Genomic DNA, 21,810 nt, shown 5'->3' with positions numbered 1-21,810 from the left:
GCGATGGTATGGCAGGCATAGGCTTCCAGTTGGCGAGGACCGCGCGTGAAGGCGGGGTTGGCGGGATCGTCGGTGCCGCCGCGTTCGGCGCGGTCATCAGCGCCGGCCCCTGGCTGATCACGGCGATCGCGATGGCGATGCTCAACCGCTGGTCCGCGGCGCATCTCGGCAGCGACGCGGCACGGACGGTTCAGACGATCCTCGTCTACAGCTTCAGCCTGTCGGCGCTCGCCGCAGCGCCGGTGGGTATCCTGGCGACGCGGCTGGTGGCGGATCGCATCTTCGCGCGCGACGCAGGCGGCGTATCGGGGATCATGCTCGTGGCGCTGGCGGCGGGCGGCGGGTTCGCGCTTGCGATCGGCACGGTCACGTTCGGCCTGCTGGGCCGATTGCCGCTCGCGCAGGCCGTGCTCGCCACGCTGATCCTCGCCTGGCTCACGCAGATCTGGATTGCCGCGCCGCTGCTGACCGCGCTGCGCCGCTATCGCGCGATCCCCCTCGCCTATCTCGCGGGCATCGCGCTCGCCGCGCTCCTTCTCGCAGCGTTGCCACGCCCCGGCGTGATCATGGTACTCGCGGTCATCGCCGCCGGCATCGCCACGACGCTTGCCGCGGTCATGTACGTCGTCCGCCGCCATTTTTCCGCAGCGCCGATCCTGCCCGACCGGGCCGCGATGGCACCGCGGCTCGCGCAGATCGTCGCGGCGGCCGGGGTCCTCGGCGTGGTCGCGATCTGGATCGACAAATGGCAATTGTGGTTCGGCCCCGCGAGCATCCCGACCATCGGCCTGCTACGCCTCAACCCGATCAACGATCAGGGGAGTTTCCTCGGTCTGCTGACGATGGTGCCCGGGCTGACCTTGCTGCTGATCGTCACCGAGACCCGGTTCGACCGGGCGTTCGAGGGCATGATCGTCCGGTGCACCGGGACGTCAACGCTGCAGCGGATCGAGGAGGCGCGTGGCGACGTCGCGCGCGCCATGCTCGACGGGCTGCGCATCCTGGTGCTGGCGCAGGCGCTGGTCGCGGCATTCGCCTGGGTCTTCGCGGTGCCGTTGTTCGAGGCGATCGGCGCGGATGCGCGCGCGATCTTCGCGTTCCGCCAGACATCGCTCGGCACCGTGTTCCACCTCGTCGTCATCGCGACGACGGTCGTGCTCGCCTATTATGATCTGTTCGGCCGCATCGTGCTGACGTGGTTGGCATTCGCGATCGGCAGTGCGATCGCGACGATCCTGCAATGGGACATCGGCTTCGCGGCGTTCGGATGGGGCTATATGGCCGGCGCCGTGGTGGGGGCGTCGGTCGGTCTCGCGCTCGTCGCCGAGGCCACGGTCAACCTCACCTATCTGCTGTTCGTCGGCAACAACCCCTCGGTCGTCGGCCAGGGCGGGCGTTTCCTGTGACGCGTCTCACCGATCTGGCGCGGCGACGGATGCTGGCGCTCGGCGCGCTAGGCCTGACGTTCGGACTGCGCGCACCGCTCGATGCCGCCGCCGGACCGGCACGGCGCTCGGACGACGACGATGCGCGCTGGGCGATAGACTATGGCGCGGCGACGGACCCCGCACTCGCGCGCGCATGCCGGTTGCTCGTGCTCGAGCCGCATCACCCGCGTCCGATCGCACCACTCCGCGGGCCCGGCAGCAGCCTGCTCGGCTATGTCAGCTTCGGCGAGATCGAACGGTCGCGACCTTATTTCGCCGACCTTGAACGAGCCGGTGCGCTGGGTCCCGCGAACCCGAACTGGCCCGATGCGCGACTGGTCGACCTGCGACATCCCGCATGGCGGGCGGCAGTCATCGACCAGCTCGTGCCGGCGATCCTCGCGCTCGGCTATGACGGAATCTTCATCGATACGATGGATAACGCCGAAGCGATGGAACGGCAGGATCCGGTCGCGAACAAGGGCATGATCGCCGCGGGAGCCGCGTTGATCGGCGCGGTACGCACGCGGTTCCCCAAGATCCGGATCATGCTCAACCGCGGCTATGCGGTACTGCCCGACGTCGCGCCCAAACTCGACTATGTCCTCGGCGAAGCGATGGCGTCGCGCTGGAACTTCGCTGCCAAACGCTATGAAATGCTCAGTGATGACGACTGGGAATGGCAGGCCGCGCGTTTGCGGGTCGCCAAGGCGCGCAATCCCGCGCTCGAGCTCATGACGCTCGACTATTGGGACCAGGCCGACGTCGATCATGTCAGATCGCTCTATGCACGCGAACGCAGGGCCGGCTTTCGCCCCTATGTTGCGACGCTCGCGCTCGACCGCCTGTGGCCGGAGCCGACCCGATGAGGGTCGACCGCCAGAACGGCAAGCTCGCGCTGATCCTGCCCGCGGTGGCCGGCCTCGGTCTTCTCGCGGTGGGGCTCATGCTGCTCCCCAGCCAGCGTGAGATCCTGCCCGCCGAACGCCGCGCGCAGCCGCTGTCCGGTGTCAGCAGCACCCTGCCGTCCGCAACACCCGCGCCGGCGCCGGCGTCGGCACCGCCGCACCCGGTCATCGCCGCCGAAATCAGGACCGCGACCGCCGCCCGGCTCGCCGCGTTGACGGCGCGGCTGATTGCCGACGGCGTTCCAGTCACCACGGCGCAGATTGCCTTTGATCTGGTGGCGGCAGGGCGGCCCGCGGTTGCGCTCGCCTATCTCGCCGCGCGCCCCGATGGCAGCGCCGTCGCAACGTGGCGATTGCGCGTGGACCTGCTGAACCGGACGGGTCGGAAACCCGCCGCAGCCGCGCTGGTTGCGGCGGCAGCGCGGACGCGCGGCGCGGTGCCGCCCGCCGATCTGGTCGCCGCGGCCTATGCCATCGATCGGCCCGATCTCGTCGTCCTGGCCAGCGCGAAGGGCGTCATTCCGCCCCCCGATACGCGTCTCGCGCTCGATCTCGCACGCCGCGCCGACGCCGCCGGTCGCGGCGATCTGATCGCATTGCTCGACCAGGCCACGCGAGCGGACTGGCGCGCGGCGGACCCCTGGCTCGCGATCCGCCTCGCCGCGCGTGACCGGGACGTCGCCGCCGGCCTGCGCGCGGCAAACGGTCTCCCGGTCGACCAGCGCGCCGCGGCGCGCGAGGCGATCCTGACCGAGTCGGGCGATCGCGAGGGGTTGCGCGCCGAACTGGTCGCGCACGCCGCGATCCCGGGCGCCCGCCCCGATGCGAGCGCGGAACGGCTGCTCGCGGCGGGCTATCGCGACGACGCGATCGCACTCTTGCGCCGTGCCGCGTCCGGACAGCCATCGACCGCCGCCGTGTCGCGCCGGTTGCTCTATCTGATGGGACCGCGGCCCGGTGCGGACGATGTCGCATGGCTGCGGCAGCAGACGATGCAGGGCGATACGCAGCAACAGCGCGGCTGGCTGTCGTCCTATGTCGAGCGCGACCGGCCAGCCGCCGCGCTTGCCTTCGTGTCGCGGCACCCGCTCGCGGCACAGACCGATGTGATGCTGATGCGGCTGTCGCTCGCCCGCGCCGCGCACGACGACAGCGAGGGACGCGCCGCGCTGGCGGCATTGCTCGACGGACACCCGCTCGACCCGGGACAATTGGCGGCGCTGTCTGCCGCAGCGCCCGCGCGGATCGGTCCGGCACAGGCGGCGGAGATCGCGCGGCGGCGCATCGCGGCGGGTGTCGCCGGGCCACGCGACCAGCTCGACCTGGCCTGGACGGCGTGGAACGCCGGCGATGCAAAGGCTGCCGCGAAATGGCTCGATGGACAGCTGGCGAGCACCCCGACCGACCTGCCGACGCTGCGACTGATGGCCGATGTCCAGTCGCGGATCGGCGGCGACCGCGCGGCGCGTCCATGGCTCGAGCGCGCGCTGGCGCAGACACCCGACGAGACCCGCGCGCGCGCCGAACTGCTCAATACGCTGGGTCGCCGTGCCGAGGCGGTGGCGCTCGTCGAAACGCTGCGCGCCGATACGCCCGACGACCCGGCGCTCGCTGCGCTGCACGCGCGGCTGCTGATCGCCCGGGGTCAGCCGGGCCGCGCACGCGCGCTCCTCGCACAATGATCGCGCTGTTGCTCGGCATGGCGGATGCGCCTGCGCTGACCGTCCCGCGCACGGTGTTCGCCGACGCGCGCGTGCTGGCGCCCGATGCCAGGCTCGGCTGGCCCAGCGATGCGACGCTCGATATCCAGGACGCCGGCGACGAAGTCGTGATCCGCTTCGACCGACCGATCGCGCCCGAGCCGATCGCGGCATTCCGCGATGCCGCTGGCGAGGCGGTCGGCGACCTGCGGTGGAACGACACGAGCCTGGTGCTCCGGCCTGCACCGGGCTGGATCATGTCATGGCGACGGACGGGATCCGAACTCGCCTTTGCCTTCGTCCCCACAACACCCGACGAGACCGGCGCGGATCAGAGCGCCGGCGACGCGCCCGAGACGGACATCGCGGCGATCGAAGCGGCGATAGCCGCGGGCTATCCGGGCCGGGCGCTGCAGGCGGCGAACCGGCTCGCGCAACGCTATCCGCGCGATCGCCGCGTGGCACGGCTGCTCGCCGACGTTCGCCTGGCGGATGGCGATGTGCGAACCGCCGGTCGCGGGTATCGCGCGCTGGCCGCCAACGATCCCGCCGCGCGGCGTGCGATCGCCGCCGCAACGGGTACGGCGAGTATCGGCGTCAGCGCGCGCGACGGCAGCGACCTGTCGCAGGTCGAATATGCCGCACGGATCGACGCTGCGATCGATGACCGCTTTGCCGTCGGCGGCGGCCTCCGCCACATCGAAAGCCGGGTCGCGACGATCGGACGCGACGTGCGCAGCGGCGCCACGGTCGTCGACGCCACGCTGGCCGCGGCGTTCGACGGGGCGGTCCGCGTGCAGCTGATCGCGTCCGCGGCGCTGGACGATGCGGTCACCGGCGGCGGCGCGAAATTCGTCGCAGGGTCGGCCGACGCGCAGGTCCGCGGCAGCGTGATGCGGCACATGCCCGATTATTCGACGCCCGCGCAGGTGCTCGGCGGCGGCTATCTGTCACGCGCATTACTGGGCGTCACCTATCGGCTGACCCCGGGCCTTGTCGCGCAGGCGGACATCGGCGCCAACCGCTACGGGATCGAGGGCGACGATGGCGCGAGCGATACGCTGGTGGCCAATGCGGGCGCGGATTACCTGATCCGCCGCCAATTTCCCGCGCTCGGCCTGACCTACCGGTTCGAGGCCGAATATGTCCGGCGGATGATGCTCGGCGCGAACGGCACCGCGATCATCCCGCTCGCCAGCCGCGAGAACCATACGCTGCAGGGCCTGGTCAGCGGCGCGCTGGGAGCGGTGCAGCTCACCGCGCTCGCGGGCTGGACGGTTGACCGGTTCGGCGGCGACGGCCCGACCGCGAGCATCGGGCTGGCCGCGCCGATCGCGATCGCCTGGCGCGTCGAGGGGGGCGCCGGGATCACCTCGATCACGCGACCCGGTTTTTCGGGCCGTCAGCTTTTCGCGCGCGCGCAGGTGACGCGCAGCCTGGGGGATACGCAGTGACGCAACAGCCGCGACAACGATCCTGGCGAAGCGGCTGGCGGCGCACGGCGCGGATCGCGCTGGAACTGCTGCTCGCGGTCGCGATGCTCGTGGCGATCGACCGGTGGCTGACCGGGGGCACCGGGTTCGCGCAGGTCCAGCCCAATCCATACTGGCTTCCCGTGCTCGCGATGGCGCTGGCGTACGGCACCGGGCCCGGCGTCCTCGCCGCGGCGATCGCCTCCGGGGTGTGGCTGCTGTACGCACACGAGAATGCGGGCGAGCGCGACTATCTCGACCATCTCTTCCATCTGTCGCTGCAGCCGCTGATGTGGTTCTCCGCCGCGGTCGCGATCGGCGAGGTCACGATCGTGCGGACCACGCGCCATGCCCGTCTGGAAAAGCACGGCCAGGTCGCCGCGCGCAACCTCGCCCGGCTGACCGAGGCCTTTGCGGCGCTGTCCCACACCAACCGCCGGCTTCAGGTGCAGATCGCCACCGAAGCGCATACGATCGGGCATGCGATCGATACCGCGACGCGCGTGTCGTCGATCGATCCCGCCGCGCGGCGCGGCGCGATCGGCGAACTGATCACGCTCGCCGCGCGGACCGCCGATTTCACCTGTTACCGCGTCGCCGGCGGCGAGGCCCGCGCGTGGCTGCACGGCGCGATGACCGTACGCCACCGCGACGTCCTTCCCGCCGGGCTCGTCGCCTGCATCGGACGGCCGCGAGCGATCCTGCACGTCGCCGACACGCAGGACCGGGCGATGCTCGAGGACGTCGGCGTCGCCGCGGTCGCGCTGCTCGACCGCGCGGGCGGCGATCTCGTCGGATGCCTGGTGCTGCACAGCCTGCCCTTCGACGCGCTCAACGCCAGCCGCACCGCCGAACTCTGCGAGATCGCGTCGTGGCTCACGCCGTTGCTCGCGGACAGCGCGCGCGCGACGCACCCGACGGTACGGCCCGCCGGACTGGTCGCGTGATCGCCGTCCTGCTGCCGCTCGCGGTGGGTGACGTACTGTTGCTGCCGGCGCATCTCGTCTTGAGCATGGGGGTCGGCTGGGTGATGGCGGTCCACAGCGCGCTGTCGATGCTCGCGCTCGCCGTCTGGCTGCGTCGCGGTGCGGCCGGCGGGTTCGCGTCGGCGATGCTCGGCGTGCTCGGGCCGATCGGACTCCTCGCCGCGCTGCCGCTCGGGCGGCTTTCGCGTGCCGGTGTTCCCCGCGCGAGCGACGACCTCTTCGGGCGCGTCTCGCCGCGGATGGCGCGGCGCGGCGCACGGCTCGCGGTCGCGCGCCTGCTCGACGGCCGGATCCGGCATGCGACACCCGAGACGCTCGGCTCGCTCGTCACGATCATGCGGCACGGCAATGTCGCGGCGCGCCGCCGTGCGCTCGAAACCGTGGTGCGGTCGTTCGAACCCGCGCTGTCGCCGCTGATCGCGCTCGCCCTGACCGATCGCGACCAGACGATCCGCGCGCTCGCCGCCGCCGCGTCGGCACGCGTCGTCGAGAATCTGGCATCCGCGCGCGAAAGGCTGTCCGCGCGGATCGCGCTGGCGGCGGAAGGGCCCGACGGGACCGACCCCGACGCCGCGCAGACGCTCGCCAGGCTGCTCGCGGATCATGCCCGCGCAGACGTCTTGTTGTCCGATTCGCAGCGCATCCACCTGCGCGAGGATGCGGTCGCGACGATCGCTTCCGGCACGCCGGATGGCGGCGGGACCGCGGACGCGCGCGACCGGCAGACGATGCTGCTCGAAACATTCTGGGCGAACGGCGACTATGCCGCGATCGACACGATGGTCGCCGCGATCGAGACGCAGCCGGCGGACGCATCGACCCGCGACATGGCCAGGCTCGCCCAGTGGTGGCGCGCGGGGGCAACCGCATGATTCCCCTGACGGCGTTCGCCGAGCCGACCGGCGCCGCGCCAGCAGACGCCGCAGAGGCGGACGTCTGCCTGATCGTCGAGGGCGCCTATCCCTATGTGATCGGCGGCGTGTCCGGCTGGTTGCAGGACCTGATCACGCACACCCCCGATGTGCGGTTCGTGATCGCGGCGATCAAACCCGACGGCGCACCGTTGCCGTTCCGGTTGACGCCGCCACCCAACGTCGTCGGTGTCGTCGAGATCGGTCTGGCGCCCGCCGCCGCGATCCCGCGGACGATCCCGGACCGGATCGCGGTCCCGATCGCGGACGCGCTCATCGCGTTCGTCGCGGCGGGCGGTGCACCGCGCCTGAGGATCCTGATCGACCTGCTCGGCGCCACGCCGCGGACGCTGGCACCGGGCGACATCCTGTCGCATCCCGCGGTGTTCGCGCGGTTGCGACGCCATTATCAGGCGACGCTGCCCAAGGCGTCCTTCCATCATTATTTCTGGGCGATGCGCGTGCTGCTCGGCGGGCTGCTGTCCGTGCTCACCGCACCGCTGCCGCCAGCGCGCGCCTATCACACGATATCGACCGGGTTCGCGGGCCTGCTCGCCGCACGCGCCGCGCGTCAGACCGGACGCCCCGCCTTCATCACCGAGCACGGCATCTATCTTCTCGAACGCCAGATCGAGGTGATGATGGCCGACTGGATCGGCGATCAGGTCGACACGGGGCTCGAACTCGACCGCAGCGTCCGCGATCTGCGCGACCTGTGGGTGCGCGCGTTCACCAGCTATGCGAGCGCCTGCTACGACAGCTGCGATCCGATCGTCGCGCTCTACGGCGAGAACACCGCGGTCCAGCGTCGCCTGGGTGCGGCCGCCGACCGCGTCCGCGTGATTCCGAACGGGATCGATTCGGGGCGGTTCGCGGCGCTGCCCGACCAGCGCGATCCGGCGCATCCGCTGGTCGCGCTGCTCGGCCGCGTCGTGCCGATCAAGGACGTGAAGACGTTCATCCGCGCCGCCGCGATCGCGCACGCCGAACGCCCCGAGCTGCGCTTCGTCGTGCTCGGCCCCGAGGACGAGGATCCCGAATATGCCGCCGAGTGCGCGCGACTGGTGCGCGATCTCGATCTCACGCCGGTGTTCAGCTTTGCCGGACGCGTGCGGATCGAGGACTGGATGGCGAAGATCGACCTGCTCGTGCTGACCAGCCTGTCGGAGGCACAGCCGCTCGTGATCCTCGAAGGGGGGGCATGTGGCATCCCCGTCGTCGCGCCCGACGTGGGCAGCTGCCGCGAGATGATCGAGGGTCGCGGCGGCGTCGACAGCGGGCATGGCGGGATCGTCACGCCGCTGGTCAATCCCGCGGCGACGGCGGCCGGAATCGTCGCGATCGCGGGAAGCCCCGAGCTGCGTCGCACGATGGGCGAGACGATGCGCGAGCGCGTCCGCCGCGATTATGATCACGCAACGATCATCGGCGCCTATGCCGACCTCTACCGGACGCTGATCGCCCGATAGGGGTGCCACAAAGGCTTACAGCTCGCCGCCATCCCGTCCCGCGGCGGCGGCAGCCGCGTCCCCGTCTCCCTGCTGCTTCCCGGAGATCCACGCGAAAACCCGCGGCACGGGTCCGTTCCGCGTCATCCAGGCGCTGTACGCCTGATAGTCGGGATCGAGCCCCAGATGACGCTCCTCGGTCCGCGCGCGCCAGTAATAGACGCCGCTGACCGCCGCCAGGATCAGCGTCGCGCGCATCGCATCGACGGGCGTTCCCATCGTCAGAACGGGCATTGTCGACAGCCACCAGAACAGGTTCTTCGACAGATACGCCGGATGCCGCGACCAGGCATAGGGCCCGTGCGTCAGGATCCCGCGGTTGGTGAGGTTGGAAAAGCGCAGTCCGAACGCCATCGTCGCCCAGGCATAGATCGCGGTCAGCGCCACCAGCGCGGCACCGACCAGCGCGAGCAGCACCGGATGGTACTGAAACCAGTAATCCCATTCGCGCGTGCCCGGATGATAGTCCAGCGGCCCGCCGTCGCTCATCAGGATGATCGGCGGATAGCACATCAGCGCCGCCATCCACGCGGCCGCGAACGGATTGGCGCTGCGGATGTGCGAATCGAGCGGACGCAGCGTCAGGACATAGCCGACCGTCGCGAACGCGACGTCGATCAGGAACATGAAGGTGATCAGCCATTTGGCGAGCGCGACCGGATCGCGCATCAGCACCGGCACGTCGCCGCGGATGAACTCGCCGAACCCCCCGGGCACGATCGCGAGCATGAACGCGAGAAAGAACGCCTTCACGCCCCAGCTGCGCAGGTGATTGTGGATCGCTCGCTGGTCGACGCCCGCCTGCCCCGTCAGCCACGCGCCAAGCGACCAGGCGCCGTCCTTGGGCTCGACGAGATACCGGTCGAGCCAGATCACATAGGGGACAGAGGCGACGAGGAGGATCGGCGCGACATTGGTGAAGCACCACATCGCGAAGGCGAAATTGCCCTCCCAGTAGAACCGGCCGGTCCCGTAGATCACCGCGATCGCACCCCAGGTCGCCCAGAATGCGGCGAGCTTGGTCAGGCTGAGGTCGATCGTCTCGCGCCACGGCCGCGCCAGCGACCAGTCGATCCCCGTACTGGGACGCCGGTGCACCTTGTCGACGATCAGCGACCACAGCACCATCGGCACGCCGCACGCCACAAGGTCGACCAGCGCCGCATAGGGCCCGTCCATTCCCCACGTCCGCGCGCATCCGACCCAGACGAGCACGCCGACGAGCCCGGCCAGCCCCGCGCCATGGCTTACCGCAGACGCCGGACGCGGATCCGCCCCGCGGTGCTGCGACGCCGGCATGGGGGCTTGGACGGGCAGGGAAACGTCGGACATGCCGCCGGGTTACCCGATTTTGGTAAGCAAGCCATGAAACATCCCGCCCGGCCCGACTTGCACCGCGCCACGCGTTTGAATAAGAGCGCGAGGCCCGCCTCGTTCCGACGTTGGAATTCCAACGAAATGCGTATCGGAATGGACGCGGGCCCCGACTGAAGAACCCCGGTTTTTCAACGTCGTGCGGGTATAGTACAATGGTAGTACAGCAGCCTTCCAAGCTGAATACACGGGTTCGATTCCCGTTACCCGCTCCAACGCTTTCCCTCCTATAAAAGCAACTCATCGGACTGATGTCCGCTTTTGGTGTAAAGCGGATCGACCGCTTTTGAAGCCGAACCTTGGGAAACTGACCAGTGAAATGGCTTCCGAATGCGTCAGCTTTTTGGCATCGGCCGATGCCGTAGCTTCCTGCCTTTTCTCGGTTGATGCAAAATTTGTGGATTTTGCATGAGAAGCAACAAAGGCCAGGGGAGGGCGAAACCGCTAAGCCCTAATCGATGCGAGTCACGACTTGTTAGCCTTAGTCGTTTAGCTCGGCAGGGCACGGGAGCGAGCCATGGCCGGAATTGTTATTCTTCTCTGTCTTTTGCTTCTCTTGGCCATACCGGTTCTCGGGCTGTACTTTTTGTATCGGTGGCTCCGCGCGAGGTGGGTTAATGCGGGCAACGAGCATCCCGGTGAGAGGATAGCGATCGTTTTAGCCGGCGCTTTGGCAATCAGTTCACCGTATTTGGCCTTCAAGGCCTTTGAAATCCGTTTGGTGTTGTCCCAAGTTCCTGAGCCACTGCATGTCTCATGGATTGAGTATCGGCTCGAAAAATCCTGGGGCATTGGCATGCCGGGAGACAATGAGACCGGGTTTATCGTCTACCGAATGACGAGCGGAAGCGCCGATTGGGCTCGAAAACAAGGACAGCATCTTGGAGCTACGCTCCCAGGTGGCTTAGCAAAGTGGCATCCAACGCCGGTTGATGATAGCGGAGCTCATAATAGCTGGCACCAGTATGACAGCACTTCCGAACCGCGCGGTCACAAAGCAAATCTCGTCGAATATCTCGACAAGTACGGTTTTTCGATACCTATCGAGAAAGGACGGGATGCCGAAATGAACTACGCAATACAGAATCCAGGCTCATTATACTCCTACCAACGCGGTGGAGGTGTAACGGTCATTGATCCAAGACGAGGTAAGATATACTTCGCTTATGCAGGATGAGTTTCATGCATAGTACTCGAGCTTAATGCACGAGTTTTGACTTTTCATCATGTCATCACTCATTTTGACACCATTGTGATGAACAGATGTCCGTTTTCGAGACCGCGAATTGTTCACCGGAACGTCCGGGTGTGGGCGTTTTCGACCGTCCGTTAACGAACCATTCCCGTTACCCGCAACGCTTTCCTTTTGATCCCGACACTCTCGATACCGCATATCGGCCGGCGGCATGGTGCTCGCCGCGACGTGCGTGGCCCCAACCATGGTCGTTCCGCACTCGCAATTCCCGGCACGCCCCCCCCTTTGGAGGGCGTGCCGACCGGTCAAAGCGCGAGGTCGGGGCTGCGGTCGACCTTGACGCGTGCCGCGGCGGGGCGGGGCGTCGTCGCGATGTGGACCGCGGGTGACTTGACCGCGAGCTGCAACGTTGCAGCGGTGCGGTCCCAATGCTCCGCGAGCAGTTCGGGATGCTCGTTCAGCTTGATGCCGTAGCTCGGCACGATCTCCCGGATCTTGGCCTGCCAGCCCGCGCTCGACAGCCGGTTCGGGAACACCTTCTTCAACAGGTCGAGCATGATCGACGGCGCGGTCGATGCCCCCGGCGATGCCCCCAGCAACGCCGCGATCGAGCCGTCCTTCGACGCGACGATCTCGGTGCCGAGCTTGAGGACGCCGCCCTTTTCGGGGTCGCGCTTGATGATCTGCACGCGCTGGCCCGCCTGCCACAGCCGCCAATCGCCATCCTTGGCACCGGGGAAATATTCGCGCAGCGCGTCCATCCGGTCCGAATCCGACATGATCAGCTGCCCCGCCAGATATTCGACGAGCGCGAAATCGTCCCAGCCGACCGCGACCATCGGGCGGAAATTGTCGATCGTCACCGATGCGGGAAGGTCGAAATAGGATCCCTGCTTGAGGAACTTGGTCGAGAAGGTCGCGAACGGCCCGAACAGCAGCGCCTGCTTGCCGTCGAGATAGCGCGTGTCGAGGTGCGGCACCGACATCGGCGGCGACCCGACCGCGGCCTTGCCGTACACCTTGGCGAGATGCCGATGCGCGATCGCGGGATTGTCCGCGACGAGGAACGAACCGCCGACGGGGAAGCCCGCATAATCGTCCGCTTCGGGGATCCCCGACTTCTGCAGGATCGGCAGCGCACCGCCACCCGCGCCGCCGAAGACGAAGCGCGCGTTGATGATCTGCTTGTCGTCGCTCTTCATGTTGCGCGCGGTGACCTGCCAGCCGCCCTTGGGATTGCGCTCGAGCGAGCGGACCTCATGCCCCGTCGTCAGCGTGAATTTATCCTGCTTGTCGAGCGCGGCGATATATTGGCGGGTGACCGCGCCCCAATCGCAATCGGTCCCCAGCGGCGATCGCGTCGCCGCGAGCTTCACCGACGGGTCGCGCCCCTGCATCATCAGCGGCACCCAGCGCGCGATCTCGGCGCGATCGGTCGAGAATTCCATCCCCGAGAACAGCGGGCTGGCGCCGAGCGCTTCCCAGCGCTTGCGCAGGAACGCGACGTTCGCATCGCCCCACACCAGGTTCATGTGCGGCGTCGAGTTGATGAACGACCGCGGGTTGCCAAGCATCCCGGCCTCGACCTGGTGGCTCAGGAACTGGCGCGTGACCTGGAACTGTTCGTTGATCTCGACCGCCTTGGCGATCTCGACCTTGCCGTCGGCGGCGTTGACCGGCGTGTAGTTGAGCTCGCACAGCGCGGAATGCCCGGTGCCCGCGTTGTTCCAGCCGCCCGAGCTCTCCTCTGCCACCTTGTCGAGCCGTTCGACGAGTTCGATCGTCCAGCTCGGCTCGAGTTCGCGCAGCAGCACCGCGAGCGTGGCGCTCATGATCCCGCCTCCGATCAGCAGCACGTCGACGTTGCGCGTCGCGGTGGCGGCCTCGGCCTGGACCGCGGGCAGGACCGATGCCGTCCCCGCGACGATCGCCGAGCCGAGCAAATTGCGGCGCGTCACGCCCCCGGCGGGATTGGCCGCGTCGCTGGAAGTATCGTTACCCGGCTGCGGGGAGATGCCGTCGTCGTTCGATCCAAGTCGCACAGAAAAACCTCTTCGTTGCCGCCCGGCCACGCCGGTTTCGCCGATGGGCAAAAACCTGGCAGGAAACCCGGAAACCGGACTGTCGTTTGGGTGTGCAACGGATGCCGGAAGACGCACAGGGCGATCACCCGAGCGCTCGCGCTGCTCGAAGTCCTCACCAGAGTCTGCTTCGTTTATTGGGCTATCATGCGCGGTTCAGCGCGCACCGTTTCCAGCCCCTACATGGCACCCCGGGCGTCCGCCGACAAGATGGCGGCCCCGGAAAGGCATGAAAAGCCCTGCTTATCCTGACCGCATCGGCGCGGTCTTGGCCGCGCGCGCGACCCGCTGTCGTGCGCCGCGATCGTCAGCGCGACGGCAGGTCCATCAGCAATTCGGTCATGCGCTGACGCCCCGTCGCGGACAGATGGATATGCGAGCGTCGCCCATCGCTTTCGTCGCGCGTGCGGATCACCAGACCCGCCTCCTGCAGGATCGCGAGATAGCGGAGCGCCGTCGCGGGTGGCGCGCAGGCACCGATGCACACCGCGGACACGCTCAGCTGCCGCCCCGCATGATGCGAGATGAACAGATCGAGCAGGATATCCCAGGCGGGCTCGGAAAACAGCGACACGCCCAGCGTCTGATCGCGCTGCCGCCGCAGCGCGTACAGCCGCGTGGCCACCGCGACGACGCCTTCGGGTGTGTCGGACGGTCTGGCCACGGGAACCAGGCGAAGGCCGTTCACCGGCCGGACGAAGGGAATTGCATAGGACATCGTATGTCTCGACTGCCTTGTCAGCGCATCGTCGGGTCCTGGCGACTCCAGTCCAGATCCCTGCCTTGCGACCGGATCCGCCTGGAATGACGAAGCGTGCCGACGATGAGCAAAATCAAAATGGGATAGCTCCAGACGACCGACATCACGGCATAGGCCAGCCGGATCACGTCTGGATTGATGGCCTTGGCGAGATGGGCTCCCGTCCCCAACGCGTGGAGCGCGGTGACCCAGGCCGGCCAGAACCGATCGGCGGTGAGCGTGATCGCGATCATCACGCCCAGCAGCACGAGGTCGACGGTCATGATGCCGATCTCGACATCGACGAACATCGTCGCGCCCATGAGGTGAAACATGCGCGTCGCCATCGCCGCCACGAGCAGCGCGACACCGACCAGCCGTTCCGGCGCGCCACCGCGCCAGACCGCATAGACCGTGACCGCCACCTGGAGGGCGTTGAAGATCCAGACGCGTTCCACCTATCGGTTCAACCGACCACCGCCGCTTGCGGGATCACCGCGGGCATCAGGCCGCGGCGACGATGCGTACGGGCGGGAACGCCTCGACACCGGAGCGGAGTGCCCCGTCGTTCGGCGGACATTCTCCCTCGTCGCCATAGCCGTAATAGGCGGCCAATCCGATTTCGGTGCGAACCCCGACCAGCGCCCGATGCGCGTCGACGAAGCGCTGGCGGGCCTTGATGATATCCGACGCCGCATCGGACACCAGTTGCAGCGCGGCGCTTCCCGTCGCAACCGGAAGATTGGCGGCGACGCGTTGCTGCAGCAGCGTCGCCACGCACGTGCTGGCAAGCAGCGCGGCCTCGTCGACCGCCGCCTCTGCGCGCAAGAAGTCCCGTGTGACGGTATCGGTCGCCTGCCGGCGTTGCTTCAACATTCCTGCTTCCCCACCCCAAAAGGCCGATCGCTCGACCAGTTTGCGAGACCCGGCATCACCGCGGAACTGACGGAACAGGCTGGTCACCGTCGTCGTCATGGTGAGCAGCGCCACCGTGGTGACCGCCAGCAACGCCATGATCCCGATCAGGCGGATCAGCCTGTCCCCCTTGGACAGACGGTTACGCGCCGTTCCTCCCGGACCGCTCACGGGCATCGTTCCCATGAAGCGGCGAACGAGCCCCCATGGCTCGATCTGATCCATTCCTGATCGATTTGTGTCGGTTCGGGGAAGGTCGAATGGCTCGGATGGCAGCCGTTCGTACGTCGGACGCGGCTGGATCGGCACGTCTTGTACCGAAAGCTCGATGCCAGGCGTGGGAGCAGTCGATCCGGTCGCCTCGCGCGACGCCGCGGGCTCATCGCCGTCGCGCGGATCCCCGTCCAAAGCGGATGCAATCGGCGGCGGTTCAGCCGCGATGTCCGCGCTCTCCTCGTGCTGCTGCAAGGCGCGCGCGGCCTCGAATCGCGATCCGACGCGCAGGATCTGGATCGCCCGCTCGATCCGCTTGTCGATCGCCGACGGCGAGACCCCGAGGATCACCGCAATCTCTTTGGAGCTATGATGCTTGAGAACGAGTCGGAGGCAGGTTTTCTGCGCTTCGGTGAGGTGATCGATGCGACGCGTCGGCATGCCGCCATGTTAGGCATAAACCGCGACGTGCACACCTGTTTGATGGCGCGCGCGATGCTGCGCGCGGCGGCCGCACCGCTAAAATGCGCGATCGTTCAACGCGCGCGCTGCCAGAAATCCCAGCCAGACGGCGCATTCCCGCGCTCGCAGCGTGCGTGGTGGCAGCGCCAATGCCTCTGTTTTCACAGACCCGAATGTACAAAAAACACAAGTTCACCCGGCACTACGGCTTGCCTATTCTCGCTTTCCGCCGTCTACATCGACATCTGATCAGGATAGGTCCGGAATGAAGTCACGCTCATTCCTCTGTGGGAAAGACTAGGCGCATGGAACTGACCTTCATCGGCATGTTCATCATACTGGTCAGCATTCCGATCATCCTTGGTGGCGGCCTCGAGGCAATGTTCATCCTCATGCTGCTGTGCGGCCCGATGAACGGCTCGGCGGCTATGTATCTCTCATCGTCGTCGATCACCCCGGTTCACTTCGTCCTGGCACTCACCACGATACGGCTGCTGATGTCCCCGCCGGCATTTCAGCGCGATAACATACCGGCATTGCTGCATAACTGGCCGCTGGTCGCGTTCACGTTCTATGGCGTGGTCATGGCCGCGCTGGCGCCGCGGATCTTCTATCATGCGGCCGACCTTCCGAGCCTGCGCGGGATCAAGCTGCGCGGGCTCTACGACACGGTACAGCTCGCCCCCTCGATGCAGAACATAACCACGTCGATCTATCTGATCGGCACGATGGTCGCCGCGATGGTCGCGCATGTGCTGTTCTCCCGCCCGGGAAACGCACGGCTCCTTGTCAAAGGGGCGATCGTCATCGGCTGGATCAACCTCGCCATCGGCATATTGAGCGTGCTGGCGGGGCCGAGCGACGCACCGACGTTCCTGCGCCCGGTGTTCGAACTGTTTCGCAACGGCGCCTATGCGCAGCTCAACCATGAATTCAAAGGCTATGTCCGGGTCACCGGGCTGTTTCCCGAGGCATCGGCCTATGCCGCCTACACCTTCACATGGTTCTGCTTCATCTTCGAATGCTGGCTGCGCGACGTCCAGCCCCGCCGGACGGGCCCGCTCGCGCTGACGATGTTCGTGGTTTTGCTGATCAGCACCTCGTCGTCGGCCTATATCGGCCTGACGGCCTTCTCGGTCGTCCTCGTCATACGGCTGATCCTGTCGCCGACGCTGATCTCGTCGTCGAAGATGGGCGTGCTCGCCGCCGCCGGACTGGCGGGGCTGATCGGCTCGATCGGCGCGATGGTCGCGGTGCCCCATTTCGCCGAAGGGTTTGGCGACATGCTCGAACATATGACGGTCGGCAAATCGACGTCGACATCGGGGCTGCAACGCGCCTTCTGGGCGCGCAAGAGCGTCGAGGCGTTCCAGGTGTCGGGAGGGCTGGGCGTCGGGCCGGGCAGCCTGCGCTCGTCGGGGCTGTTCACCGCGATCCTGGGGTCCTCGGGCGTGATCGGGCTGAGCCTGTTCCTGACGCATCTCTACCGCGTGCTCCGCCCGCTCGCCTCGTCGACCTACACACCCGTCGCCGACGAGGATTCGTCGGTCGGTGTCGCCGCCGCCTGGGCCGCCATCCTATGCGTCATCCCGCTCGGCATTGCCGCCTCGTCGCCCGACCCGGGTCTCGATTTCGGGTTGCTCACCGGCGCGGCGCTGGCACTGCGCAACCGCGCGGGATCGGCGCTTCGCACCCTCCCCGCACGCCTCCCCTATCGACCGCTGCCGGGACTGACCCCGCCTGCTCAGGCTGGCGCTCCCCGGCAGGCATAGCGCGCGTGCGCGAGCCGGGCGATGCGGTAGCGTCGGCGCTGGTCAATTTCGAGCTGGGGAATTGCGGCTTGCGGCGTCTGGCCGCGAAGCCTTGGTGGACAGGGCTGGATTCGAACCAGCGTACGGGAAACCCGGGCAGATTTACAGTCTGCTGCCTTTAACCACTCGGCCACCTGTCCAGATAGGCCGCTCTTGTTTCAAGCGAGGCGGCTCAATGGCGAAGCTTGTCGGCGCTGTCAACGCGGGTTGCGCCAACTTCCGCGCCCGCATAGCCTTTCCACGACAAAAAAACGCATCAGGGGGACATTCATGCGTCGATCGCACCTATTCCGGCTTGCCGCTGCCACCGTCACGGCCACGTGTCTGTCGATCGTGCTGCCCGGCCTCGCCGCGGCCAAGGACGCGGCGCCTGGCAAGGACATGGTGCCGGTCAACCGGATCATCGACGAGGGGACGAATCACAGCCAGGTCATGGTGACCGTCCAGCATCTGACCGACGTGATCGGCCCGCGGCTGACCAATTCGCCCGCGATGCGCACCGCGGAGGCATGGACGCAGCGTCAGTTCACCGACTGGGGCCTCAAGAACGTCCACAAGGAAGGGTTTGCGTTCGGCCGCGGCTGGTCGATCGAGCGGTCGAGCGTCCGCATGATCACGCCGCGCGTCGTCCAGCTGACGGCGATCCCGGTCGCGTGGACGCCCGGGACGACGGGCGCCGCGCTGACCGCGCCGGTCATCGTCGCGCCGATGACGCGCGAACGCGATTTCGCCAAATGGCGCGGCAAGCTCGGCGGCAAGATCGTCCTGCTCACGCTGCCCGGCACCGGCGACGAGCCGGGCGAGCCCGCCTTCAAGCGGCTGAGCGGCGAAGACCTCGGCAAGCTCGACCGCTTCCAGCAGCCCCGCTACGATCCGGAGGCCGCCGACCGCCGGCTGAAACGTCTCGATTTCGCGAAGAAGCTCGATGCGTTCCTGAAGAGCGAAGGCGCGGTGGCGACCGCGACGATGGCCTATCGCGACGGCAAGCTGGTCAGCGGCGAGGGCTATCTGTTCGGTGTCGGCGACACGCCCGCGCTGCCGGGCGTGCAGATCGCCGCGGAAGATTACCGTCGGCTTGCGCGTCTCGCCAAGTCGGGCCCTGCCCCGACGCTCGAGATCGTCAGCGACGTCCGCTTCGACGACAGCGACCCGCAGGCCTATAACGTCATCGCCGAGATCCCCGGGACCGACCCGAAGGCGGGTTATGTGATGGCGGGCGCGCATCTCGACAGCTGGGTCGCCGCCGATGGCGCCGCCGACAACGCGGCGGGCTCGGCGATGATCATGGAAGCCGCGCGGATCCTGGCGGCGACGGGCGTCCGGCCGAAGCGCACGATCCGGTTCGCGCTCTGGGCGGGCGAGGAACAGGGCATTCTCGGCTCCATGGCCTATGTGACGCAGCATCTCGCGACGCGGGGCGGCCCGAACGATCCGCCGCAGACGGGAATGCAGAGCTATTACGGCTTCTCGCAGAAATGGCCGATCACGCCGCTGCCGGGCTATGCGGACCTCGCGGCCTATTTCAACATCGACAACGGCTCGGGCAAGTTGCGCGGGCTGTATGCGGAGACCAATCCCGCGGCGGTGCCGATCTTCCGCGACTGGCTCAGTCCGTTCGCATCGATGGGCGCGTCGACCGTCGTCGTCCGCCCCACCGGCGGGACCGATCACGTCTTCATGCAGCAGATCGGCGTACCGGGCTTCCAGTTCATTCAGGATCCGCTCGACTATGACAGCCGGATCCACCACACGTCCGCCGACACCTTCGACCATCTGAAGGCGGACGACATGCGCCAGGGGTCGATCGTGCTCGCATCGGTGTTGCTCAGCGCGGCGAATGCGGACAAGGCGCTGCCACGCACGCCACTGCCGACCAAACCGGTGGTGGCCGACCCTTATGGATATAGCGATGACGATGACTGATAGCATGACAGGAGCGCTCTGATGGCAGCACGCAAGGGCCATCGGCCGAGCAAGGCCCCCGCGGGACGTCCGCGGTTCTGGGGCAAGCACGCGGTGGGCGCGGCGCTCGCCAACCCCGAGCGCACGGTCCGCAAGATCCTCGGCACGCGTGAGGCGCTGGCAGGCTTCGAATTGCCCGCCAACGTCCCCGTGACCTTTGCCGAGGCCGCGGACCTCGCGCGGCTCGTCCCCGGCGATGCGCCGCACCAGGGCGTGGTGATCGAGGTCGAGCCGCTCGAGGACATGTGGCTCGCCGACCTGCTCGAGCATGGCCGGGACGACAATCGTCCGCTCGTCATCCTCGACGGCGTGACCGATCCGCACAATGTCGGCGCGATCATGCGCTCGGCGGCGGCGTTCGACGCGCTCGGCATCGTCACCCCCGACCGCAACGCCCCACCCGAATCGGGGACGATCGCGCGCGCCGCGTCGGGCGCGCTCGAGACGGTGCCGTGGATCCGCGTCGTGAACCTCGCCCGCGCGCTCGAGGAGATCGCCGAAGCCGGGTTCTGGCGGATCGGCCTCACCGGCCATGCGACGCAGACGCTGTCCGAGGCGATGGGGACGCAGCGCATCGCGATCGTGCTCGGCGCCGAGGGCGAAGGCATGCGCAAGAACACCGAGGAGCATTGCGACGAACTCGCCAAGCTCCCCATCTCGGAAAAGGTCGAGAGCCTCAACGTCTCGAACGCCGCCGCGATCGCGCTCTACGCGGTCACGACGCGCTGACTCTCTCCCTCTCCCCCCGGGGGAGAGGCAAGGGGCCCGCCGCGCAGCGGTGGGAAGCGTGAGGGGCGTGGGGCCAGAAACCCCCGCCCCGACCGCCCTTCCCTAGGCACCGGCGGGTCAATCCTCGGCGGCGATCCGCACCTTCAGCCCGTCCAGCGCGTCGGTCATGTCGATCTGGCACGACAGCCGCGAGAATTCGTCGCGGTCGCTGGTCGAATCGAGCAGGTCGTTCTCGTCCTCGCTCATCGGCTTGAGTTTGGCCGCAAAATCCGGGTCGACATGGACGTGGCAGGTGGCGCACGAGCAGCAGCCGCCGCACAAGGCGAGGATCTCGTCGATCCCGGCGTCGCGGATGACCTCCATCACCGAAAGCCCCGCATCGCCCATGATCTCACGTTCTTCCCCCTCGCGCGTAACGACGATAAGCTTGGGCATGTCAGTCTCCGAAAAATCCTCGCAATCCCATGCCGACAGTGCGCAACGCGATCAAGCATCATGGGGCTGAACGCCGACCAGCTGGAGCACGCGATGGCGGCCTTGTGCGCGATCGAGCCCGCGTTCGCCGTCGCGGTGGCCAACAAGGGCCACCCTGCCCCGCGCATCAGCGAACGCGGCTTTGCCACCTTGTTGCGGACGATCGTCGGACAACAGGTCAGCGTCGCCTCGGCGCAGGCGGTCTGGACCAAGCTCGATACCGTGGTCGGGGGCGCCGACGATCCCGCGCGGATCGCCGCCGCCAGCGACGAGACGCTGCGAAGCGCCGGCCTGTCGCGGCAGAAGCTCGGCTATGCGCGCAGCCTCGCCGACGAGGTCACGAGCGGCCGACTCGATCTCGCCAACCTGCCCGAGGACGATGAGGAGGCGATCGCGGCGCTCGTGCGCGTCAAGGGCATCGGCCGGTGGTCCGCCGAGATCTACCTGCTGTTCGCCGAGGGCCGCACCGACATCTGGCCCGCGGGCGATCTGGCCATCCAGATCGAGGTCGGCCGGATCCTCGGCCACGACACGCGCCCCAGCGAAAAACTGACCCGCAAACTCGCCGAGGCCTGGCGCCCGCACCGCGGCGCGGCGGCGATCTTCGCGTGGCATCACTATCAGGCGGAGATGAAGGTGATCTGAGCGCGGCCCGTGAACGCCCGCGCGCCGCCGTCCCGACCAAAGTCCTGCCCCGGCGCCAAGCCGCGCGGCGTTCGGGGCGCTGGATCCTGACTTTCGTCAGGATGACGGGGGGGCAGAACCAGCGCCACGCCGCCTCACCAGGACAGCCCGCACCCCTCACGTCATCCTGACGAAAGTCAGGACCCAGAGCCAGACAGCCCAGCGTCCGTAACCCTGGATCCTGACTTTCGTCAGGATGACGGGAACAGGCCGGCGCACCACCCCCTGCCGGCCCCCCTCCACCCGCAAACACCACGGC

The 21,810-nt window shown here is 67.7% G+C and carries 18 protein-coding genes, 2 tRNA genes and 1 pseudogene; 13 read left to right on the top strand and 8 right to left on the bottom strand.

The features are described 5' to 3' along the window. Positions 1–8: 8 nt before the first annotated feature. The 7 genes from pelG to pelF are packed head-to-tail and all read left to right on the top strand — an operon-like array spanning position 9 to position 8,873. Positions 9–1,406, top strand: coding sequence for an exopolysaccharide Pel transporter PelG (pelG, locus tag AC0CH3_RS16180; protein WP_354303664.1), 1,398 nt, complete (start codon positions 9–11; stop codon positions 1,404–1,406). After that, positions 1,403–2,296, top strand: coding sequence for an endo alpha-1,4 polygalactosaminidase (locus AC0CH3_RS16175; protein ID WP_465238063.1), 894 nt, complete (start codon positions 1,403–1,405; stop codon positions 2,294–2,296). Before pelG ends, AC0CH3_RS16175 begins: the two co-directional genes overlap by 4 nt. Further along, on the top strand, positions 2,293–4,017 hold the full coding sequence (locus AC0CH3_RS16170; protein WP_465238062.1) for a tetratricopeptide repeat protein: 1,725 nt from the start codon (positions 2,293–2,295) through the stop codon (positions 4,015–4,017). Before AC0CH3_RS16175 ends, AC0CH3_RS16170 begins: the two co-directional genes overlap by 4 nt. Continuing rightward, the gene (locus AC0CH3_RS16165; RefSeq protein ID WP_354303659.1) at positions 4,014–5,489 is read left to right on the top strand and encodes a hypothetical protein; all 1,476 of its coding nucleotides are present in this window, start codon (positions 4,014–4,016) and stop codon (positions 5,487–5,489) included. Before AC0CH3_RS16170 ends, AC0CH3_RS16165 begins: the two co-directional genes overlap by 4 nt. Next, on the top strand, positions 5,486–6,454 hold the full coding sequence (locus tag AC0CH3_RS16160; protein ID WP_354303657.1) for a hypothetical protein: 969 nt from the start codon (positions 5,486–5,488) through the stop codon (positions 6,452–6,454). The genes AC0CH3_RS16165 and AC0CH3_RS16160 overlap by 4 nt, the downstream gene beginning before the upstream one ends. Then, on the top strand, positions 6,451–7,365 hold the full coding sequence (locus AC0CH3_RS16155; RefSeq protein WP_354303655.1) for a hypothetical protein: 915 nt from the start codon (positions 6,451–6,453) through the stop codon (positions 7,363–7,365). The genes AC0CH3_RS16160 and AC0CH3_RS16155 overlap by 4 nt, the downstream gene beginning before the upstream one ends. After that, a complete protein-coding gene (gene pelF / locus AC0CH3_RS16150) occupies positions 7,362–8,873 on the top strand; it encodes a GT4 family glycosyltransferase PelF (protein ID WP_354303653.1) in 1,512 nt (503 codons plus the stop codon). Before AC0CH3_RS16155 ends, pelF begins: the two co-directional genes overlap by 4 nt. Before the next feature lie 15 nt (positions 8,874–8,888). On the opposite strand, the gene AC0CH3_RS16145 is transcribed toward pelF, so the two are convergent. Next, the gene (locus tag AC0CH3_RS16145) at positions 8,889–10,244 is read right to left on the bottom strand and encodes a methyltransferase family protein (protein WP_354303651.1); all 1,356 of its coding nucleotides are present in this window, start codon (positions 10,242–10,244) and stop codon (positions 8,889–8,891) included. Between the two features lie 183 nt (positions 10,245–10,427). Between AC0CH3_RS16145 and AC0CH3_RS16140 the strand changes: the two genes are divergently transcribed. Both AC0CH3_RS16140 and AC0CH3_RS16135 read left to right on the top strand, forming a co-directional pair. Further along, positions 10,428–10,501 (top strand) — tRNA-Gly (locus AC0CH3_RS16140). A gap of 302 nt (positions 10,502–10,803) precedes the next feature. Beyond that, positions 10,804–11,463, top strand: coding sequence for a hypothetical protein (locus tag AC0CH3_RS16135; protein WP_354303649.1), 660 nt, complete (start codon positions 10,804–10,806; stop codon positions 11,461–11,463). A 323-nt stretch (positions 11,464–11,786) separates the two neighbouring features. Here AC0CH3_RS16135 and mqo read toward each other — a convergent pair whose 3' ends face one another. The 5 genes and pseudogenes from mqo to AC0CH3_RS16110 all read right to left on the bottom strand — a co-directional run. After that, a complete protein-coding gene (gene mqo / locus AC0CH3_RS16130) occupies positions 11,787–13,523 on the bottom strand; it encodes a malate dehydrogenase (quinone) (RefSeq protein WP_354303647.1) in 1,737 nt (578 codons plus the stop codon). A 346-nt stretch (positions 13,524–13,869) separates the two neighbouring features. Continuing rightward, positions 13,870–14,280 (bottom strand): winged helix DNA-binding protein, encoded by a 411-nt coding sequence (locus AC0CH3_RS16125; protein ID WP_465238061.1) that lies wholly within the window; start codon positions 14,278–14,280, stop codon positions 13,870–13,872. Between the two features lie 20 nt (positions 14,281–14,300). Continuing rightward, positions 14,301–14,759: a hypothetical protein gene (locus AC0CH3_RS16120; RefSeq protein ID WP_333995148.1), complete on the bottom strand. Its 459-nt coding sequence runs from the start codon at positions 14,757–14,759 to the stop codon at positions 14,301–14,303. A 46-nt stretch (positions 14,760–14,805) separates the two neighbouring features. Next, a complete protein-coding gene (locus tag AC0CH3_RS16115; RefSeq protein ID WP_465238074.1) occupies positions 14,806–15,684 on the bottom strand; it encodes a hypothetical protein in 879 nt (292 codons plus the stop codon). Between the two features lie 63 nt (positions 15,685–15,747). Continuing rightward, positions 15,748–15,870, bottom strand: a pseudogene (locus tag AC0CH3_RS16110) (sigma factor-like helix-turn-helix DNA-binding protein); the annotation flags it as partial. 326 nt (positions 15,871–16,196) lie between these two features. On the opposite strand from AC0CH3_RS16110, the gene AC0CH3_RS16105 reads away from it, so the two are divergent. Beyond that, positions 16,197–17,663 carry a hypothetical protein gene (locus AC0CH3_RS16105; protein WP_354303642.1) on the top strand — a complete coding sequence of 489 codons (1,467 nt, stop codon included), beginning with the start codon at positions 16,197–16,199 and terminating at the stop codon, positions 17,661–17,663. 92 nt (positions 17,664–17,755) lie between these two features. Here the strand turns inward: AC0CH3_RS16105 and AC0CH3_RS16100 are convergent. Continuing rightward, a tRNA-Tyr gene (locus AC0CH3_RS16100) sits at positions 17,756–17,842 on the bottom strand. A gap of 130 nt (positions 17,843–17,972) precedes the next feature. Here AC0CH3_RS16100 and AC0CH3_RS16095 point away from each other — a divergent pair. Together AC0CH3_RS16095 and rlmB are read left to right on the top strand one after the other, a co-directional pair. After that, on the top strand, positions 17,973–19,625 hold the full coding sequence (locus tag AC0CH3_RS16095; RefSeq protein WP_465238060.1) for a M20/M25/M40 family metallo-hydrolase: 1,653 nt from the start codon (positions 17,973–17,975) through the stop codon (positions 19,623–19,625). A gap of 21 nt (positions 19,626–19,646) precedes the next feature. Next, positions 19,647–20,393 (top strand): 23S rRNA (guanosine(2251)-2'-O)-methyltransferase RlmB, encoded by a 747-nt coding sequence (gene rlmB, locus AC0CH3_RS16090; RefSeq protein WP_465238059.1) that lies wholly within the window; start codon positions 19,647–19,649, stop codon positions 20,391–20,393. Between the two features lie 117 nt (positions 20,394–20,510). Here rlmB and AC0CH3_RS16085 read toward each other — a convergent pair whose 3' ends face one another. After that, on the bottom strand, positions 20,511–20,828 hold the full coding sequence (locus AC0CH3_RS16085; protein WP_056017257.1) for a 2Fe-2S iron-sulfur cluster-binding protein: 318 nt from the start codon (positions 20,826–20,828) through the stop codon (positions 20,511–20,513). A gap of 60 nt (positions 20,829–20,888) precedes the next feature. On the opposite strand from AC0CH3_RS16085, the gene AC0CH3_RS16080 reads away from it, so the two are divergent. After that, positions 20,889–21,512, top strand: a complete 624-nt coding sequence (locus tag AC0CH3_RS16080) for a DNA-3-methyladenine glycosylase family protein (protein WP_354303638.1) — start codon at positions 20,889–20,891, stop codon at positions 21,510–21,512. Positions 21,513–21,810: the final 298 nt, after the last annotated feature.

It is taken from the genome of Sphingomonas sp. AC449 (assembly GCF_979253475.1).
The sequence above is the reverse complement of the archived record's forward strand: the minus strand, read 5'-3'. Positions and strand labels throughout refer to the sequence as shown.

Excerpts from the sequence above, each read along its gene's own strand:
- pelG (WP_354303664.1), top strand. The coding sequence starts at position 9 with ATGGCAGGCATAGGCTTCCAGTTGGCGAGGACCGCGCGTGAAGGCGGG.
- AC0CH3_RS16170 (WP_465238062.1), top strand. The coding sequence starts at position 2,293 with ATGAGGGTCGACCGCCAGAACGGCAAGCTCGCGCTGATCCTGCCCGCG.
- AC0CH3_RS16165 (WP_354303659.1), top strand. The coding sequence starts at position 4,014 with ATGATCGCGCTGTTGCTCGGCATGGCGGATGCGCCTGCGCTGACCGTC.
- pelF (WP_354303653.1), top strand. The coding sequence starts at position 7,362 with ATGATTCCCCTGACGGCGTTCGCCGAGCCGACCGGCGCCGCGCCAGCA.
- AC0CH3_RS16145 (WP_354303651.1), bottom strand. The coding sequence starts at position 10,244 with ATGTCCGACGTTTCCCTGCCCGTCCAAGCCCCCATGCCGGCGTCGCAG.
- AC0CH3_RS16135 (WP_354303649.1), top strand. The coding sequence starts at position 10,804 with ATGGCCGGAATTGTTATTCTTCTCTGTCTTTTGCTTCTCTTGGCCATA.
- AC0CH3_RS16125 (WP_465238061.1), bottom strand. The coding sequence starts at position 14,280 with ATGTCCTATGCAATTCCCTTCGTCCGGCCGGTGAACGGCCTTCGCCTG.
- AC0CH3_RS16105 (WP_354303642.1), top strand. The coding sequence starts at position 16,197 with ATGGAACTGACCTTCATCGGCATGTTCATCATACTGGTCAGCATTCCG.
- AC0CH3_RS16095 (WP_465238060.1), top strand. The coding sequence starts at position 17,973 with ATGCGTCGATCGCACCTATTCCGGCTTGCCGCTGCCACCGTCACGGCC.
- rlmB (WP_465238059.1), top strand. The coding sequence starts at position 19,647 with ATGGCAGCACGCAAGGGCCATCGGCCGAGCAAGGCCCCCGCGGGACGT.
- AC0CH3_RS16085 (WP_056017257.1), bottom strand. The coding sequence starts at position 20,828 with ATGCCCAAGCTTATCGTCGTTACGCGCGAGGGGGAAGAACGTGAGATC.
- AC0CH3_RS16080 (WP_354303638.1), top strand. The coding sequence starts at position 20,889 with ATGGGGCTGAACGCCGACCAGCTGGAGCACGCGATGGCGGCCTTGTGC.